This is a genomic window from Sphingomonas sp. (genome assembly GCF_023266535.1).
Classification (GTDB): Bacteria; Pseudomonadota; Alphaproteobacteria; order Sphingomonadales; family Sphingomonadaceae; genus Sphingomicrobium.
Genome location: NZ_JAHFPY010000070.1, coordinates 1 through 14,214, shown reverse-complemented (window position 1 = coordinate 14,214; position 14,214 = coordinate 1). Strand labels below are relative to the sequence as shown.

The following is a 14,214-nucleotide window of genomic DNA, read 5'->3' as shown; positions in this document are numbered from 1 at the left end:
TCAAAACTTCCGGCCCAGGGTGACGCCAACGGTCAGCGGCTTGATCGGCGTGTGCTGCGGTATGGCGCGAACGCGATACGGATTGCCGAACGCAAATGTATCGGCGCTGGAGTTGGTGAGATTGTCGCCTACGATCGCCACACTCCAATTGCCGCGCGTCGCCGTGATCGAAGCGTCAACGACGACATAATTTCCAGTTCGCCGGTCAAGGATCGGGTCGAAGCTGAGATGCGTAGCGCCGACATAGCGCATTCCGACATCGGCCTTGCTTTCCCACGATCCCAACCTGAAGCCCTGTGCGAACTTCACCCGGGTAGCCAACTGCGGCACCGCGGGAAGACGGGCATCGTCAATGTCGATGGTTCCGCTGGCGGAGTTCAAACGGGCGGATTGCCAAATGACACCCCCACTGAACTCCGAGTCTGATGTGAGATTCCAACGCAGATTCGCTTCAATTCCAAAATTCCTGGCGTTGCCGGCATTGCGGGTCGCCACCAACCCGTTGGCGAGCAATTCATCGGCCTGCACGTGTCGCCATCGCGTGGCGAAAAAGGTGGCGTCCGCCGAAAAGTCCCGGCCCAACCGAATGTGCGAACCCAGTTCGATGCTCGCCAATTCATCGGCATCATGGACCGCCTGCGTAGCATCGGGTTCAACGTTGATCCCGCCTGGGCGATAGGCGGTCGCCGCGCGAAGAAAAAAGGTCGCGGCATTCGACGGGGTCCAGGTCAGGCTTGCGCTGCCCGCGCCTCTGATATTCTGCTTGCTGCGAAGGCTTCCGGAACTCCCCTGCTGGCCCTCGTCATCAAATTTGCTGGCAAAGACACGTCCCCCGCCTCCCAGCGTAAATTGCGGCGTGATTGCGAAGCTTGCTTCGCCAAACACGGCCGCCTCGGTTATCGAGCGCCGTAGGCTCAAAACGGGTTGCGTCAACGATGCATCATGCGCCCGAATGTCGGCGTCGGTCTCGGCCTTGATGTATGAGATGCCGGCCAGCCAATCGAACCTTCCGGCCTCCCCATTGCTGATGCGAAACTCCTGGTCGAACAGGCTGTAGGTCCGGTCGTCGCTGACCATCGTCGGGCCATTGGTGCCCAGCACGGGCCCCAACGGAGTTGCGTCATATTCGGCAACCGCCTCCTGCTTGTTGATGCTGCTGATGGATGTCAGCTCAAGTTCGCCAACGCGGCCAGCGATCGTCATCATTGCCAGCCGATTGTCCAGGTCGCGCGGCTCCAACCCGCGATCCGGCCGATCGACGGGACCGACGTTGCCGTCGACGTATTGGCTGTCAAAGGCTTTTCGCTCCTGTGTCGATGCCATCAGATCCACCGTCCAATGGTCGGCGGGATGCCAGCGCAGGGACAGGCGGGCTCCCGTCAGGCGCTCGCGATTTGCGTCGCTGGCCCCGCCAATATTGTTGATCCATCCGGCCTGCTCCTGGCGATAGGCAACGGCGCGAACCGCGAGACGACTGGTGATGATAGGCAGGTTGAGAACCGCCGACTGGCTGTTCGACAAGTCTCCGTCGCGGGTCGAGGCCAGGCTGGCTGTCACGGTGCCCGTTGCCCGCGTTGGATCGGGTCGGTTGGTTGAAATCTTGACGATTCCGCCCAACGCGCCGGTCCCATACAGCGGCCCTTGCGGCCCCTCCAGGACTTCGATCTGGTCGATATCGACCAAGGCCCAGTCGGGATCCGGCGCATCATAGGTCAGCCGCGCCTCATCAAGCAGCATGGCGACGCTGCCCTGGTTGAATCCGTTGAGTGGCCCGTCGCCAATGCCCCTGAGAAACAGCCGATTTCGCCCTGGTCCCAGGCTGCTGCTGGTCAGCGACGAAACCTCGTTCGCAATCTGCCCGGTTCCGGCCAGCCCGACTGGAGCGTCGAGCCCAAAGCCCCGAAGGACAGTGACCGTCGCCGGCAGGGTCGACAATGGCCGCGCCCGCTTGAGCGCAGTGACAATGATTTCAGCCGGACTGTCTGTATCGGCATATACGGGTGACGGGTTTTGCTGATCCGGGGCAGTTCTCGAGGGTGCAGGCTCGAGACGAAAGCTGCGTGGCCCTACCGGAACGGCCCGATACCCGGTCCCGGCCAGCATTTGCCCGAGCGCTTCGGCTGCCGACACGGCGCGACGCACGCTACGCGTTCGAATCTGCGGCAATCGGCCGGCAAAGCCGATCGACGCGCCGGTCAGGTCCGACAGGCGCCGCAGCGACTGATCGAGCGGACCCGCCGGAATGTCGATCGGTTTAGCCGTCGCCAGCGCCGTAGCGGGCGCCGCGATCGCGCTACCGGCGGCGAGGCTCCAGGCGAATGCCGCCAGCCACCGGCTTTGCCTCAAGCGAAAGGATCTGGGCCAGGGTTTGGGCAGGCGACTGACCATCGTTTATCGCAATTACCCCGCTGAATGGCTGGCTGGCGATGGCTTGGGCAACCGTCACCCTCTGCCCCGAATAACGAGAGATGTCCTTAACGACTAGCGACAGCGGCACTTGATCGAACTGAAGTTTGCCGGTTCGCCAGCTCGCAACGTGGCTCGGGTCGATGTCGGCCAAACGGACGGTGCCATTTGATCGATCGACCCTTATCCCCCGCCCCGCCTTGAGTTGAATCGGCGAAGCCAGGCGCCGCGACGTCACCGACAGCGACCCCTCGGCCACGTCGACAATTGCACCTTCCGGTTCATTGCCGATCGAGAATTTCGTCCCGATGTCCGTTACGGCGATGTCGCCGGCCTGAATCGTCAGCTTTCGACCGGAGCGGTGCGGCACTTCGAAATAGCCAGTTCCTTGAAGGTCCAGCTCTGACCCCCGCACCCGCAGGCGACTAGCCGGGGCAAGCACTACCCTGGTGCCATCGGCAAGGGCGATCTGACTGCTTTTCGCGTTGCTCGATTGATAGTCCTGGACAGCGTCCACCGGGCCGCCCGGCTGAAGCGTCAGCCCGACAACCAACATTGCCGCGGCGACACCCCCGCCAACGCCGGCCCAACGTTTCCATCGGATAGGCTGCACATCGTTGGCTGGTTCAGGCAGGGGTTGCGCCGTTGGCAGATACTCCGCGACCATCGGTGCGTGGGCATCGAGGTCGACTTCAAGCAGCGCCAGCTCATCATAGGCGGCGCGGTGTTGCGGATCAGCCTCAAGCCAGGCGGTGAAGCCTTCCCAATCCATGGCATCGTCCTGCTGGCGAATGAGCCAGCCGGCGGCCTCCTCCCTGATCCGTTCCATTGTCATCGTTTCCAGCCCCGGGCGTACGCTGTTGAGGCTCCCTGCTTATAATCCAGACGCCGCGATAACCCCATCACCTCAGTCACCCATCAATCGGCGCAAATGCGCCATCGCGACGGCCATATGCTTCTCGACAGCGCTTCTGCTGATGCCGAGCTCCGCCGCAATCTCGCCGTGACTCAACCCGTCCAATTTGTGCCGTCGCAATACGCGCTGGGCGCCGGGCGGCAGCTGCGCGATCGCTTCTGCCAGGCGCCGGGCCTGCTCGACTTCGATCAGCATTTGCTCCGCCGTCGGCGCGGGCTCAACCACCTCGTCAGTAGAATGCAGCAAGCCGTGGCGCTCCTCTGTCCACTCCGCCTCGCGCCGCTGCCTTCTGCGGGCGGCGCGAAGCCGGTCGAGCACCAGATTGTTGGCCATCCGGTACAAATAGCTCTTCGGGCTTGCGACCGGGCCCGATTGGCCGGCACGGACCTTGATCCAGAGCTCGCTTAGCAAATCGTCGGCATCCGCCTCACTGCCGGTGCGCGCAACCAGGAAACGGCGGATTTCGGCGCGCCCGCTTTCCAGCGCTCCGATCAATCCCTGATCCTGCATCATGTCCACGATCAAACCATCCAACGGGATTTCTGGTCAACGCTAGCCCAATCAATGCTGACCGCCCAGCCCGGACTGCGGCTGGTGCCATACCTTGCCGTCTTTGACGGCAGCGCCAATCATCGTCACTGTTCATCGACGCCAGATCATGAAAATCGCTTATGTCATCAATTCGCTCGAAGGAGGCGGAGCGGCATTTCCTGTTCCGGCTATTGCAACCGCGCTGCGCGACTGTGGCTCGGAGGTCGAGATATTCGCGCTGACGCGCCGGGATGGGCGCGCTCTGCCGGCGATGACTGGCGCGGGACTGACCGTCCATGTCAGAAAAGGCGGCGAGAAAGACCATTGGGCCGCCAATCGCTGGCTAAGGTCTGTGCTAGCGCAGTACCGCCCTGACGCTGTCTGGACTTCATTGACACGGGCAACCCTGCTTGGGCAGCGAGCCGCGGCGGCGCGGAAGGTGCCGGTGGTCAGCTGGCAGCATGCGGCCTATTTGCGTCCCGCCAATCAGCGACTGCTGCGGATGATGCGCAACCGGTCAAAAATCTGGGTGGCGGACAGCGATTCAGTCGCGGAGTTTTCCCGCAAGGCACTTGGCGTACCGGAGGAGCGGCTGATCGTTTGGCCGATCTTCGCGGCGAAAGAAGATACGCCCCAGGCCATGCCTTGGACCACAGGAGAAACTCTGCGGATTGGCAGCCTCGGACGCCTCCACCGCGTCAAGGGCTATGATGTATTGATCGCGGCGCTCAAAATTCTGCACGAAAGCAATCCGCCCGACCGCGGTTTGCACCTTACGATCGGCGGCACCGGGACGGAGCTCGAAGATTTGAAGGCGCTGATCCTCGAGGCAGGTCTCGACAATGTCGAGCTTGCAGGCTTCATCGGGGAACCGGCCCAATTCCTGGCAAGCCAGCACCTCTACGTCCAACCGTCCCGGTCCGAGGGATTCTGCCTTGCGGCCCATGAAGCGATGCAGGCTGGCCTGCCGGTCATCGGTTCATCGGTGGGCGAAATGGCACATTCGATCATCAACGGCGTGACCGGCTTGCTGGTCGAACCCGATGACCCACAATCGCTCGCCGCTGCGATCCGGTTCAGCCTAAATCATCCCAAGAATTTACGCGGGATGGGGCAAGCGGGACGAGCGCGGCTATTGGAGCGCTTCAACCCGGCGTCGTTCCGCGCCAAGGCCGGTGAAATCCTGCAACGGCTCGGCGAACCTTGCCAATCCGGCCGATGACGCTTCCCTTAAATGACCGGTCGATGCGCTTGACGTCGAGCAAGGTAAATGGCCCGCATGCGGACAGTGTATGCAGGCCCGCGTCAAAGGGTGCGAGCGATGGTGGCGGCCTGATCGGATCGCCAAGCTCAAATGAAACTTTGTCCGTGGTCAGCTGGTTGAACCGCAATGCCCTCGCGGCTTCGCCATAGGTCGTTGAGCAATCCTGGACAGGCAGGACGACGCTTCCGTCGATGAGGATCGGCGTTCCTCCCGGCCGCGATCCGTCATTGCCTCGGCGCACGGGGTTGGACCGATGGCTTGTCCATGGACCTTCAAGCCTGTCGGCATAGACCACATGCAGCTCGTCTTTCTTTCGACCCACCGGCGAACAGAAGATCCACCACTTGCCGCCATGGAACATCGGCGTCGCATCGACCGCCATCTCAGGCAACTTTATGCGGGACACCGCTTCCCATCGTCGCGGAAAATCGGTCGCTCGGTAGAGCGTCAGGCCGCCCGAGCGATAGGCCTCCGGCAACATGTAAATGTCGCCCTCTGCCTCGAACACAAAGGGGTAAGACAGGTGCCATGGCTCCGACAGGCAAACTCCATGGCCGACCAGATCAAGTTCCTTATCGAAGCTAAAGACCTCGATGCGTCCGCGACGGTCTCGATAGTCGAGCGCCTCGACGAAGACGTGCAGCTTGCCATCCCGCTCCAAACCAAACGGATCGGCCAGAAAGCTGAATTTCTTGGAAGGCTGCGGCAGCCAGCGGATCGGCAAGCCGTCAATCCCACCCCTCGCCAAAACCTCGGCCAGGGATAAACAGACGATCCCGGTCCGCCAGATATCCATCAGGCAAGCCCCCTCGCCGATCGACGAAAAAGCAGCGCGAGCAGGCCAGTCGAGCAAGCCGCCTGGATGACGGCATGATATCCGGATCCGTCGAGGCCGTACCAAGACAGCAGCAGTAGCAGCACCGGAAACAGCAGCAGGTTGGCCGCGAGATTCACTCCGATCGACTGCGACGGCTGACCCATTGCAATCAGGGCCGATGCGATTGGCGGCGCGGCAATCGCAATGGATCGCGCGACCGCCAGCAAGATTAGCAATTCTGCGCCGCTTCGAAAGCTGTTGCCGCCCAGCAGGTCGAGGATGGTCGAGCTGAAAAAGGCCAGCAAGACGATTACCGGGACCGACAGCAGTAGGGCGCTGCCCGCGCTGCGCCAAACCGTATGGCGGAATTGGGCGAAATCGCGTTCGACGACCAGCTTGGCGAGAACGGCGTAGCTGGCCTGTCCAAGCAGCAAGGCAGGCTGTTCGAGCACGACGCTGGCACGCTGGGCCAGCGCGAACAGCCCCGCCGCCGCGGGCCCGAGCATCCACCCGACGGAAAGTGGAACCAGCCGCGGCGCTAGTTCGCGCAACGTGATGTCGACATTGGTGGTGGCAATGAACGGAAGAAGTCCCTCATTCTCCTCGATCGTTCCGCGGACCGGGCCGGTTATCGGCACGCCCAGTTCCATGCGATGAAGCTGCCAAAGTCCGAAAACCCACATGCTGACCCATTCGGCCAGAGCCGATGCGAGCCATACCGCCAGGAAACCGATCAGCCCGCCGCCCAGCAGCCAAACCAGGATGCAGCCGGCCAGCCTGACTACAGGTGATACCAGATGATGGGCGGCGATTAGATCAAAGCGACCGCGCAGCTGAAGGATTCCCAGCGGGGTAGACCGAACATTGGCGAGCGTGGCCAGACTATACAGCGCCGCGAACTTCATGGCTTCCGGTGGCCAGTCCAGATGGGGTCCAACAATGGGAACAAGTGCAATTACAGTGATGATCGCCGCGGCGCCGAAGCCAATTTCGACCAACGTCAGGAAGCGGGCCACCTTTAGGAAGCGCTGATGATCCGACTGTTCCAGTGCCAGCGACCCAAATCGGACGATGCCGTGCCAGCCGGAAAAGGCGACAATCCCACCGACCAAAGTGACGTAGGCATGCAGCAGGACCAGCACGCCATAATCGTGCGCGCCCAACGCCCGCGCGACGATGATCAGATACAATAGGCTCAAGGCGCCGGCGCCCGCCTTGCCGCCAAGCAGCAAGCCGAGGTTGCCGAATATTCGCTTGAAGCCCGCCGCTCCATTTGCGCTTGGCATGGGCGCTTATTGACCGCAGCTGGCACCCCGCCAAGCGCCAAATGACTGCATCAAAAATATATTTTCCGCGGACTGCGGATCATTGGCCGCGCGGCGTCTTCGCCTCATGCGGATCGGATTTTTGTTCAACCATGACCAGATCCATCAGGTCGCCCATAGCCTGCCGATCGCCATGGTTCTCGCCAAGACCTGCCCCGGGGTAGAGACCGTCGTCATCACCACCAACGAGCGGCTTGATCGAGAGGTCGAGCGGTTGATGGCGATTGTCGGCGGAACCCGTCCAAAGCATGTAAGGCTGGCCCATAAATCCTTGTTCACGCGCGGAGCGGTCCACGCGCTCGAATGCGTCATTCCCGCCGCAAAGCTGGCGATCTATCGCGACAATCTCGACTTCTTCCGCTCATTCGACGCGCTGGTGGTGGCCGAAAAGACCACCGCCCTCCTGAAGACGCGATATGGCCTCCACGATCTCAAGCTCATTCATACAAGGCATGGCGCGGGCGATCGCGCCGTGGGCTTCAACAACGCCAGCGCAGCGTTCGATTTCGTGCTCGTGTCCGGACCCAAAATCCGCGAACGGCTGCTGGCGGAAACCGGACTAACCGAAGACCGGCTTGCGATGGTTGGATATCCAAAGTTTGATCTGCTGAAGCCCAAAATGCTTCCTGAAAAGCTGCGCGGCAACGGACGGCCGACCATCCTCTACAACCCTCATGTTTCGCCGCATTTGTCGTCATGGTATCGCGACGGGCGAGCCGTGCTCGACTATTTCCTCAATCATCCCGAATATAATCTGATCTTCGCGCCGCACGTCATGCTGTTTGAGCGAAAGGTCGCGGTTTCAATCGATCGAATGCGCCTCGCATTTCCGGGCAAAGTCGATCACCGATATGTCGACGCGCCGAACATCCATGTCGATCTGGGCAGCGCCGCGTCGACCGACATGAGCTACACCCAGGCAGCCGACATCTACCTGGGCGACGTCAGCAGCCAGATTTATGAGTTTTTGCGCACTCCGCGCCCGTGCATTTTCCTCAATTCACAAGGCGTCACCTATCAAGGTGACCCCAACTATTTGCATTGGAGCGCTGGACAGGTCCTGTCTGGGCCATCCGAGCTCGACCGGGCACTGGCCGACGCCACTGCCAATCCGGAGCGTTACCGCGCCATTCAGCGGCGACTCTTCAGCGAGAGCATCGCACTGGAACTGACGCCTTCCTCGCTTCGCGCCGCACAGGCGATCATGCAATATCTGTGGGGGAACGAAGCGGTTCCGGCCGGATTGCCGATGCATGGCGTCGACGCGGACGTGGCGATCGGCCACGCGGCCTGATCAATCTTCCCATGCGTTTGGGTATCGTACTCCATGATTTCGCACTCGGCGGGACCGAACGCATTGCTGTCCGTCTTGCCGAGGCCTGGGCCAAGGCCGGTGCGGACGTCGAGATTTTCTGCGGTTGCAGCGACGGGCCAATCAAATCGATGATCGCGCCCGAAATTCGTGTCGCCGAAGCGACCCCGCCAATTCCCCGCGGGATAGGATCATTGCGGCGGCTGGCCAAGGCGGCCGCACGGCATTTCGGCAGCCAGGATATTCAGGCCGTTTTCGTGCCGGGCAACTTCCATTGGCCGGTGATCGCCGAGCTTGCGAAAATCAGCCCAAACCGGCGCCCGACGATTGTCGCGCAGATCAGCTCTGCCCTGCACAAACAGGAGCGCGGGGGCCTTCGCCAGCAATATTTCGAAGCGCGGTCGCGGCGACGGCTGGCGCGCGCCGATGCGGTCGTCGCCCTGTCCGATCAAACCGCAAGGGAAGCTCAGATGATCCTTCGACGGCCGGTCGAAACGATCCGGCTGCCAGTGCTCCCGGACAAGCCGCAGGCGCCTTCGCCGGTCCCTGAAGGACAGCCGATGGTCGTCGCTGCCGGGCGGTTCGTCCATCAGAAGGACTTTCCAACCCTGGTCGAGGCCTTCGCCAAAATTCGTCATCCAACCGCCACCCTGGCGATTATTGGTGATGGGCCGCAGTACCGGCGGGTTGCGAGCCGCGCCCGGGCGCTCGGCCTTGAGCAGCGCGTCAGCCTGCCGGGATATGTTCCAGACATCCGTCCCTGGCTGGACCGGTGTCGCCTGTTCGTCCTTTCGTCCCGCCACGAAGGCTATGGCGCGGTCATCGTCGAAGCGCTGGCCGCCGGCCGGCCGGTCGTTACTACGGACTGCACCCCGGCATCGCTCGAGCTGCTGCGCGATGAAACGATCGGAATGACTGTGCCGATCTCGAACCCGGCGGCGCTGGCCTGCGCGTTGGACATCATGCTGAACCGTCCAGCTCCGGACCCCGCGGAGATCGCCAGGAACGTCGACCCATGGCGCATCGGCCCGATCGCAGCCGAATATCTGGACCTGTTTCGACGCCCTTGCTCCAAGGCTAGCTCGATGAGGTTGCCCTAGCGTTCGACCGGGCCCGGTTTGAGCGGGCTGTGGGTAGCGTACATTAGCTTGGCGGAGCGGGAGGGATTCGAACCCTCGATACGGTTTTGCCGTATACTCACTTTCCAGGCGAGCGCCTTCGACCACTCGGCCACCGCTCCGCATGCTCTGGAGAGAGCGGTCGTTTAGAGGCGAGTTTGCCTATGGGCAAGCTTGCCGCGCGCCGCATCGCCCCTCTATGGCGGCAAGCCATGACGCGGCGCTTCGACCATCCCCCATCTGCCGAAGAAATCGAGGAAATTGCGCGCGACGCGATGTGCCACCTGCCCGACCCGTTCGCTTCCCATTTGCGGCATGTCGTGCTGCAGGTCGACGAATATGCCGACGCAGCACTGCTCAATGAAATGGGGATCGAACATCCGCTCGACCTGACCGGGGTCTATGAAGGCATTCCGATCGGCCAGCGCAGCGTCGACACCTCGGGAACCCTGCCCGACCGCATCCGCCTGTTCCGCCAGGCGATCCTCGCCGAATGGTGCGAAGAGGGCGAGCGGTTCGAGCATCTGGTCCGGCACATCCTGATCCATGAGGTCGGCCATCACTTCGGCCTTAGCGACGAAGATATGCATGCGCTGGAGGCGCAGCAGTGAGCCTGCTGCTCAACGGTGAGAGCCTATCGCTGGTGCGCGGCGGCCGGCTGCTGTTCGAAGCGCTGGACCTTCAGCTCGACGCGGGCGAGGCGCTACACGTCATCGGACCCAATGGCAGCGGCAAATCTAGCCTGATCCGCCTGGTTGCCGGCCTGCTGAAGCCGAGCGCGGGCCGAATCGCCAGGGCCGATGCGGCGCTGGCCGACGAGGGGCTTGCGCTCGACCGCGAACTGCCGCTGGGCAAGGCCTTGGCCTTCTGGGGCGGGCGTGGGCTGACCCAGGCGCTGGCGGCCTTCGCCTTAGAGGATCTGGCCGAGGTTCCGGTGCGGCTGCTGTCGACCGGCCAGGCCAAGCGCGCCCGGCTGGCGCGGGTCATGGCCAGCGGTGCGCCGCTGTGGCTGCTCGACGAGCCGCTCAACGGGCTCGATTCGAACGGCGTCACGGAGCTGGATTGCGCAATCGCCGCACACCGGGCCAGCGGCGGCGCCGTGCTGGCCGCCAGCCATCTGCCGCTGGCCGGCGCATGGCGCAGCCTGGAGCTCGGGGCATGACCGGCCGTCTGATCATGCGCGAGGTCCGACGCGGGCTGCATGGCGCGGCGTGGTTGCCACTGGCTTTCTTCCTGCTCGTGGCGACGATCGTTCCCTTCGCGGTCGGGCCGGACGCGCGGCTGCTGGCGCGGATCGGCGGCGGTGCCTTGTGGATTGCGGCGCTGACCGCAGCCCTGCTGCCGGTTGAACGATTGATCGACCCGGACCGCGCCGAAGGCGTGCTGGACCAGCTGGCACTGAGCGGAACAAGCGAGGAAGCGGTTGGTGCTGCGAAGATAGCCGGCCATTGGCTGACCTTCGGGCCCTTGCTGCTTGTCGCGGCGGTGCCGGGCAGTTTCCTGGTCGGCCTCGACGGGCCGGCATTGGCCCGGACGCTGATCTCGCTGGCGATCGGAACTCCTGCCCTGGCCGCATTGGCGGTGGCGGTGGCCGGGATGACCTCCGGCCTCCCGCGTGCCGGAGCGCTGGCCGGACTGTTGATGATGCCGCTGGCAATACCGTTGGTGATTTTCGGCGCGGCGGCGACCGGTGATGGAGAAAGCGCCGCGTTCAAACTGGAAGCGGCTGTGGCGTTGCTGATCGTCGCCGGCGCGCCGTTCGTATCAGGCGCGGCGATTAGAGCCTCTAGGACCTAGACCAGCGGGCAAAGATGGCGGTCGGGAGCAGCAAGCCGCGCGCTTCCTCGCGCACCGCCATTTCACCGCATTCGACTCTGCCGCCGAGGTCGGCGGTGACCTGTCGCAGCAGTTCGCCGATCGCCAGCGCCGACATGCGCACCGCATAGACGGTCAGCACCAGGAAGCGGCTGTCGGCATCGAGCAGCCTACGGCAGTCGGCCAGGAGCGGTGCCAGATGTTCCTCGAGCCGCCACACTTCCCCTTCCGGTCCGCGGCCGAACTTGGGCGGATCGAGCAGGATCCCGTCATAGCGCCGGCCGCGGCGCACCTCGCGCGCGGTAAACTTGGCGGCATCGTCGACGATCCAGCGGATCGGGCGCGGCCGCCCTCGACCGATTTCTTGGATGCGTCAACATGGACCAGCCGGGCGCCGACCTCGCTAAGCAGCAACGTTCCAACGCCGGTATAGCCGAACAGGTTGAGCACCTCCGCGTCGACTGATCGCTCCCGCATCCAGTCCCATTGCGGCGCCATGTCGGGAAAGAAGGCAAGGTGGCGGAACGGCGTCAGGCTGGCGTGGAAGCGCACCCCGTCGCGACCAAGCGGCCAGCTTGACGGGACATCGCGGTGCTGGACCCAACGACCACCCCCTTCCTCGTCCGACCCCGGAACGAAGGTGGCATCTGGCGTCCAGTCAGTGCCAGCCGGCGACCACATTGCCTGCGGCTCCGGACGGACGACGGTGACCTGGCCATAGCGCTCCCACTTCTGGCCATTGCCGCTGTCGATCAGGCCCCAATCGTCCCAGGGCTCGGCGACGATGGTTATAAGGTCGCTCATGCGGCCAGCGCGAGCTTGCCGCCGATCGAGGCAATGGCGCGCGGACCCGCCAGCATCGCCTGGCCCGCCTGCCGCGCCGCCGATGCGTCGACCGCGCGGATTTCGGCCAGCATCTCGTCGACGGTCATGATCCGCCCGAAAATCTCGATCGAGCGAGCCATGGCGTCGGCCCTGCCCTGCGGCGTCTCCAGCGCCATCTGGATCCCGGCCTCGACCTGGGCCCGGGCGCGGTTCAGTTCGGCCTCGCTCAAGTCCGTCGCGGCCTGCTCGATCGTGGCCAGGGCCAGGTTCAGCGCTTCGGTAGCGCGGCCCTTGTCGGCTGCCAGGTTGACCGCGAACAGGCCGGTGTCGGCGAAGCCCTGGGTCCAGGCATAGATGGAATAGGCTAGACCGCGCTCCTCGCGCAGCTCCTGGAACAATCGCGACGACATGCCGCCGCCAACTGCCTGGGCGAACAGCGCCGGCGCCTGATCGTCGGATGCAGGGAGGCCGCGAAAGCCCAGGGCAAGATGGGTCTGCTCGGCCGAACGGCGGTCTGACCGGGTGCCGCCGAGGAATATAGCTAACTCATTGGATGACGCAGAAGTGGCCTCCAAATCACCGAACAGGGCTTCGGCCAGCTGTAGGATTTGGGCCGGGTTGACCTTGCCGGCTGCGGAAATGACCAGCCGATCCGGCCGATACTGGTCGGACAGCCAGGCCGCGCAGTCCTGCCGGGTAAGCTCCAGAATGCTGGGCTCGGAGCCAAGCACGGGGCGGGCCAGCGGCTGGTCACCGAAGGCGGCCTCGAACAGCCGGTCGTGGATCAGATCGTCGGGCGCATCGAGGCATTCACCAAGTTCCGACAGGATGACCAGCTTCTCCCGCTCCAGCTCGGCCTCGTCGAGCTTCGGCGCGCGGACCAGGTCGGCGATCAGCTCCAGCGCCAGCCCGACATCGGGCGCCAGCGTCCGCGCGTGGAAGCTGGTCTGGTCGCGCGAGGTCCAGGCGTTGAGCGTTCCGCCGACATCCTCGATCGCCTCGGCGATGGCCCGGGCGCCGCGGCTGCGCGTCCCCTTGAACACCATATGCTCGACCAGATGGGCGAGACCGCCCTTCCCGTCCGGCTCCGACCTTGAACCGACGAAGGCGTGCAGGCCGATGGCGGCGGACTGGGCACCCGGCATCGGGTCGATGGCGACGGTCAGGCCATTGGAAAGGCGGGTCAGCTCAGCCATTGGACGCTTCCTTCCTCCACCGCTGACGTAGCGCCAGCAGATAGATGACCACCGCGATCAACGCGAACAGGAACCATTGGATGGCATAGCTCAAATGGTTGTTGGGGATGATGTCCGGCGACGGCGGCGCGCTGGCTTCGAGCCCCGGCCCCGCCGTGCCGGCAACCAGCCGCATCCGGCTGAGCTTGTCGGGAGCGATCACCCCGGTCACCAGCCCGCCGTGGTAATTGCGTCCGGCATTGGGATCCTTGGACCAGCCCAGCTCGACCGACAGGCCCGGTCCTTCGGCGCCTGTGCGGCAATCGGCGATCACCAGGAATCCCGGATCGCCCTGGCGGTTTTGCCCGGCGGCGGTGCGGAAACCGACCACCGACAGGCAGTTGCCGGTGGCCGTGCGGAACAAGGGCAGCGGCTCCTTGGGCGGGATCGACGGCCAGCCGATCGGCGGTTGATTGGCCGCGGCGGCATAGCTGGCGAGCAAGGCTTCCTTCTCCTTGCGCCGCTCGAGCTGCCAGATGCCAAGCCCGATCATCGTCGCCACGGCCAGCGCGACCAGGATGGTCGGGATGAGGGGCAGCTTGCGCGTCATTTCACCAGCCTGCCTTCGCCGGCGCGATGCTTATGCTCCTGGTAGAGCAGCGCGGCCTTGCCGATCCTGAGGCCATAGATGGTGAGGCCGGCCGCGACCG

General features: G+C 63.8%; 13 protein-coding genes, 1 tRNA gene and 1 pseudogene. 6 read left to right on the top strand and 9 right to left on the bottom strand.

All coding sequences use genetic code 11. The features are described 5' to 3' along the window. The 3 genes from Q0C64_RS10925 to Q0C64_RS10915 form a co-directional block, all read right to left on the bottom strand. On the bottom strand, positions 1–2,103 hold the full coding sequence (locus Q0C64_RS10925) for a TonB-dependent receptor (protein ID WP_294123708.1): 2,103 nt from the start codon (positions 2,101–2,103) through the stop codon (positions 1–3). Between the two features lie 190 nt (positions 2,104–2,293). Further along, the gene (locus Q0C64_RS10920; RefSeq protein WP_294123706.1) at positions 2,294–3,235 is read right to left on the bottom strand and encodes a FecR domain-containing protein; all 942 of its coding nucleotides are present in this window, start codon (positions 3,233–3,235) and stop codon (positions 2,294–2,296) included. A gap of 78 nt (positions 3,236–3,313) precedes the next feature. Next, on the bottom strand, positions 3,314–3,835 hold the full coding sequence (locus Q0C64_RS10915) for an RNA polymerase sigma factor (protein ID WP_294123705.1): 522 nt from the start codon (positions 3,833–3,835) through the stop codon (positions 3,314–3,316). 145 nt (positions 3,836–3,980) lie between these two features. On the opposite strand from Q0C64_RS10915, the gene Q0C64_RS10910 reads away from it, so the two are divergent. Continuing rightward, positions 3,981–5,075: a glycosyltransferase family 4 protein gene (locus Q0C64_RS10910; RefSeq protein ID WP_294123703.1), complete on the top strand. Its 1,095-nt coding sequence runs from the start codon at positions 3,981–3,983 to the stop codon at positions 5,073–5,075. On the opposite strand, the gene Q0C64_RS10905 is transcribed toward Q0C64_RS10910, so the two are convergent. Beyond that, the gene (locus Q0C64_RS10905) at positions 4,999–5,913 is read right to left on the bottom strand and encodes a formyl transferase (protein WP_294123701.1); all 915 of its coding nucleotides are present in this window, start codon (positions 5,911–5,913) and stop codon (positions 4,999–5,001) included. The two genes, Q0C64_RS10910 and Q0C64_RS10905, sit on opposite strands and share 77 nt — an antisense overlap. Further along, the gene (locus Q0C64_RS10900; protein ID WP_294123699.1) at positions 5,913–7,220 is read right to left on the bottom strand and encodes an oligosaccharide flippase family protein; all 1,308 of its coding nucleotides are present in this window, start codon (positions 7,218–7,220) and stop codon (positions 5,913–5,915) included. Before Q0C64_RS10900 ends, Q0C64_RS10905 begins: the two co-directional genes overlap by 1 nt. Positions 7,221–7,326: 106 nt before the next feature. Here Q0C64_RS10900 and Q0C64_RS10895 point away from each other — a divergent pair, with 106 nt between their 5' ends. Both Q0C64_RS10895 and Q0C64_RS10890 read left to right on the top strand, forming a co-directional pair. Next, positions 7,327–8,553, top strand: coding sequence for a hypothetical protein (locus tag Q0C64_RS10895; RefSeq protein ID WP_294123697.1), 1,227 nt, complete (start codon positions 7,327–7,329; stop codon positions 8,551–8,553). An 11-nt stretch (positions 8,554–8,564) separates the two neighbouring features. After that, on the top strand, positions 8,565–9,671 hold the full coding sequence (locus tag Q0C64_RS10890; protein WP_294123695.1) for a glycosyltransferase: 1,107 nt from the start codon (positions 8,565–8,567) through the stop codon (positions 9,669–9,671). 49 nt (positions 9,672–9,720) lie between these two features. Here Q0C64_RS10890 and Q0C64_RS10885 read toward each other — a convergent pair. Beyond that, a tRNA-Ser gene (locus Q0C64_RS10885) sits at positions 9,721–9,811 on the bottom strand. A gap of 90 nt (positions 9,812–9,901) precedes the next feature. Between Q0C64_RS10885 and Q0C64_RS10880 the strand changes: the two genes are divergently transcribed. Genes Q0C64_RS10880 through Q0C64_RS10870 form a run of 3 tightly spaced genes read left to right on the top strand, consistent with a single transcriptional unit; the run spans position 9,902 to position 11,486 of the window. Further along, the gene (locus Q0C64_RS10880) at positions 9,902–10,300 is read left to right on the top strand and encodes a metallopeptidase family protein (protein ID WP_294123693.1); all 399 of its coding nucleotides are present in this window, start codon (positions 9,902–9,904) and stop codon (positions 10,298–10,300) included. Next, positions 10,297–10,851 (top strand): heme ABC exporter ATP-binding protein CcmA, encoded by a 555-nt coding sequence (gene ccmA / locus Q0C64_RS10875; protein WP_294123691.1) that lies wholly within the window; start codon positions 10,297–10,299, stop codon positions 10,849–10,851. Before Q0C64_RS10880 ends, ccmA begins: the two co-directional genes overlap by 4 nt. Beyond that, on the top strand, positions 10,848–11,486 hold the full coding sequence (locus tag Q0C64_RS10870) for a heme exporter protein CcmB (protein WP_294123688.1): 639 nt from the start codon (positions 10,848–10,850) through the stop codon (positions 11,484–11,486). The genes ccmA and Q0C64_RS10870 overlap by 4 nt, the downstream gene beginning before the upstream one ends. On the opposite strand, the pseudogene Q0C64_RS10865 reads toward Q0C64_RS10870, so the two are convergent. From Q0C64_RS10865 to Q0C64_RS10855, 3 genes and pseudogenes are all read right to left on the bottom strand, one after another. Continuing rightward, positions 11,476–12,308, bottom strand: a pseudogene (locus Q0C64_RS10865) (class I SAM-dependent rRNA methyltransferase). The gene Q0C64_RS10870 and the pseudogene Q0C64_RS10865 overlap by 11 nt on opposite strands. After that, the gene (locus Q0C64_RS10860) at positions 12,305–13,525 is read right to left on the bottom strand and encodes a pitrilysin family protein (protein WP_294123686.1); all 1,221 of its coding nucleotides are present in this window, start codon (positions 13,523–13,525) and stop codon (positions 12,305–12,307) included. Before Q0C64_RS10860 ends, Q0C64_RS10865 begins: the two are co-directional and overlap by 4 nt. After that, positions 13,518–14,114, bottom strand: coding sequence for an SURF1 family protein (locus tag Q0C64_RS10855; RefSeq protein WP_294123685.1), 597 nt, complete (start codon positions 14,112–14,114; stop codon positions 13,518–13,520). Before Q0C64_RS10855 ends, Q0C64_RS10860 begins: the two co-directional genes overlap by 8 nt. Positions 14,115–14,214 lie beyond the last annotated feature (100 nt).

Excerpts from the sequence above, each read along its gene's own strand:
- Q0C64_RS10905 (WP_294123701.1), bottom strand. The coding sequence starts at position 5,913 with ATGGATATCTGGCGGACCGGGATCGTCTGTTTATCCCTGGCCGAGGTT.
- Q0C64_RS10895 (WP_294123697.1), top strand. The coding sequence starts at position 7,327 with ATGCGGATCGGATTTTTGTTCAACCATGACCAGATCCATCAGGTCGCC.
- Q0C64_RS10880 (WP_294123693.1), top strand. The coding sequence starts at position 9,902 with ATGACGCGGCGCTTCGACCATCCCCCATCTGCCGAAGAAATCGAGGAA.
- Q0C64_RS10915 (WP_294123705.1), bottom strand. The coding sequence starts at position 3,835 with ATGATGCAGGATCAGGGATTGATCGGAGCGCTGGAAAGCGGGCGCGCC.
- Q0C64_RS10860 (WP_294123686.1), bottom strand. The coding sequence starts at position 13,525 with ATGGCTGAGCTGACCCGCCTTTCCAATGGCCTGACCGTCGCCATCGAC.
- Q0C64_RS10855 (WP_294123685.1), bottom strand. The coding sequence starts at position 14,114 with ATGACGCGCAAGCTGCCCCTCATCCCGACCATCCTGGTCGCGCTGGCC.
- Q0C64_RS10890 (WP_294123695.1), top strand. The coding sequence starts at position 8,565 with ATGCGTTTGGGTATCGTACTCCATGATTTCGCACTCGGCGGGACCGAA.
- Q0C64_RS10920 (WP_294123706.1), bottom strand. The coding sequence starts at position 3,235 with ATGGAACGGATCAGGGAGGAGGCCGCCGGCTGGCTCATTCGCCAGCAG.
- Q0C64_RS10900 (WP_294123699.1), bottom strand. The coding sequence starts at position 7,220 with ATGCCAAGCGCAAATGGAGCGGCGGGCTTCAAGCGAATATTCGGCAAC.
- Q0C64_RS10925 (WP_294123708.1), bottom strand. The coding sequence starts at position 2,103 with ATGCTGGCCGGGACCGGGTATCGGGCCGTTCCGGTAGGGCCACGCAGC.
- Q0C64_RS10910 (WP_294123703.1), top strand. The coding sequence starts at position 3,981 with ATGAAAATCGCTTATGTCATCAATTCGCTCGAAGGAGGCGGAGCGGCA.
- Q0C64_RS10870 (WP_294123688.1), top strand. The coding sequence starts at position 10,848 with ATGACCGGCCGTCTGATCATGCGCGAGGTCCGACGCGGGCTGCATGGC.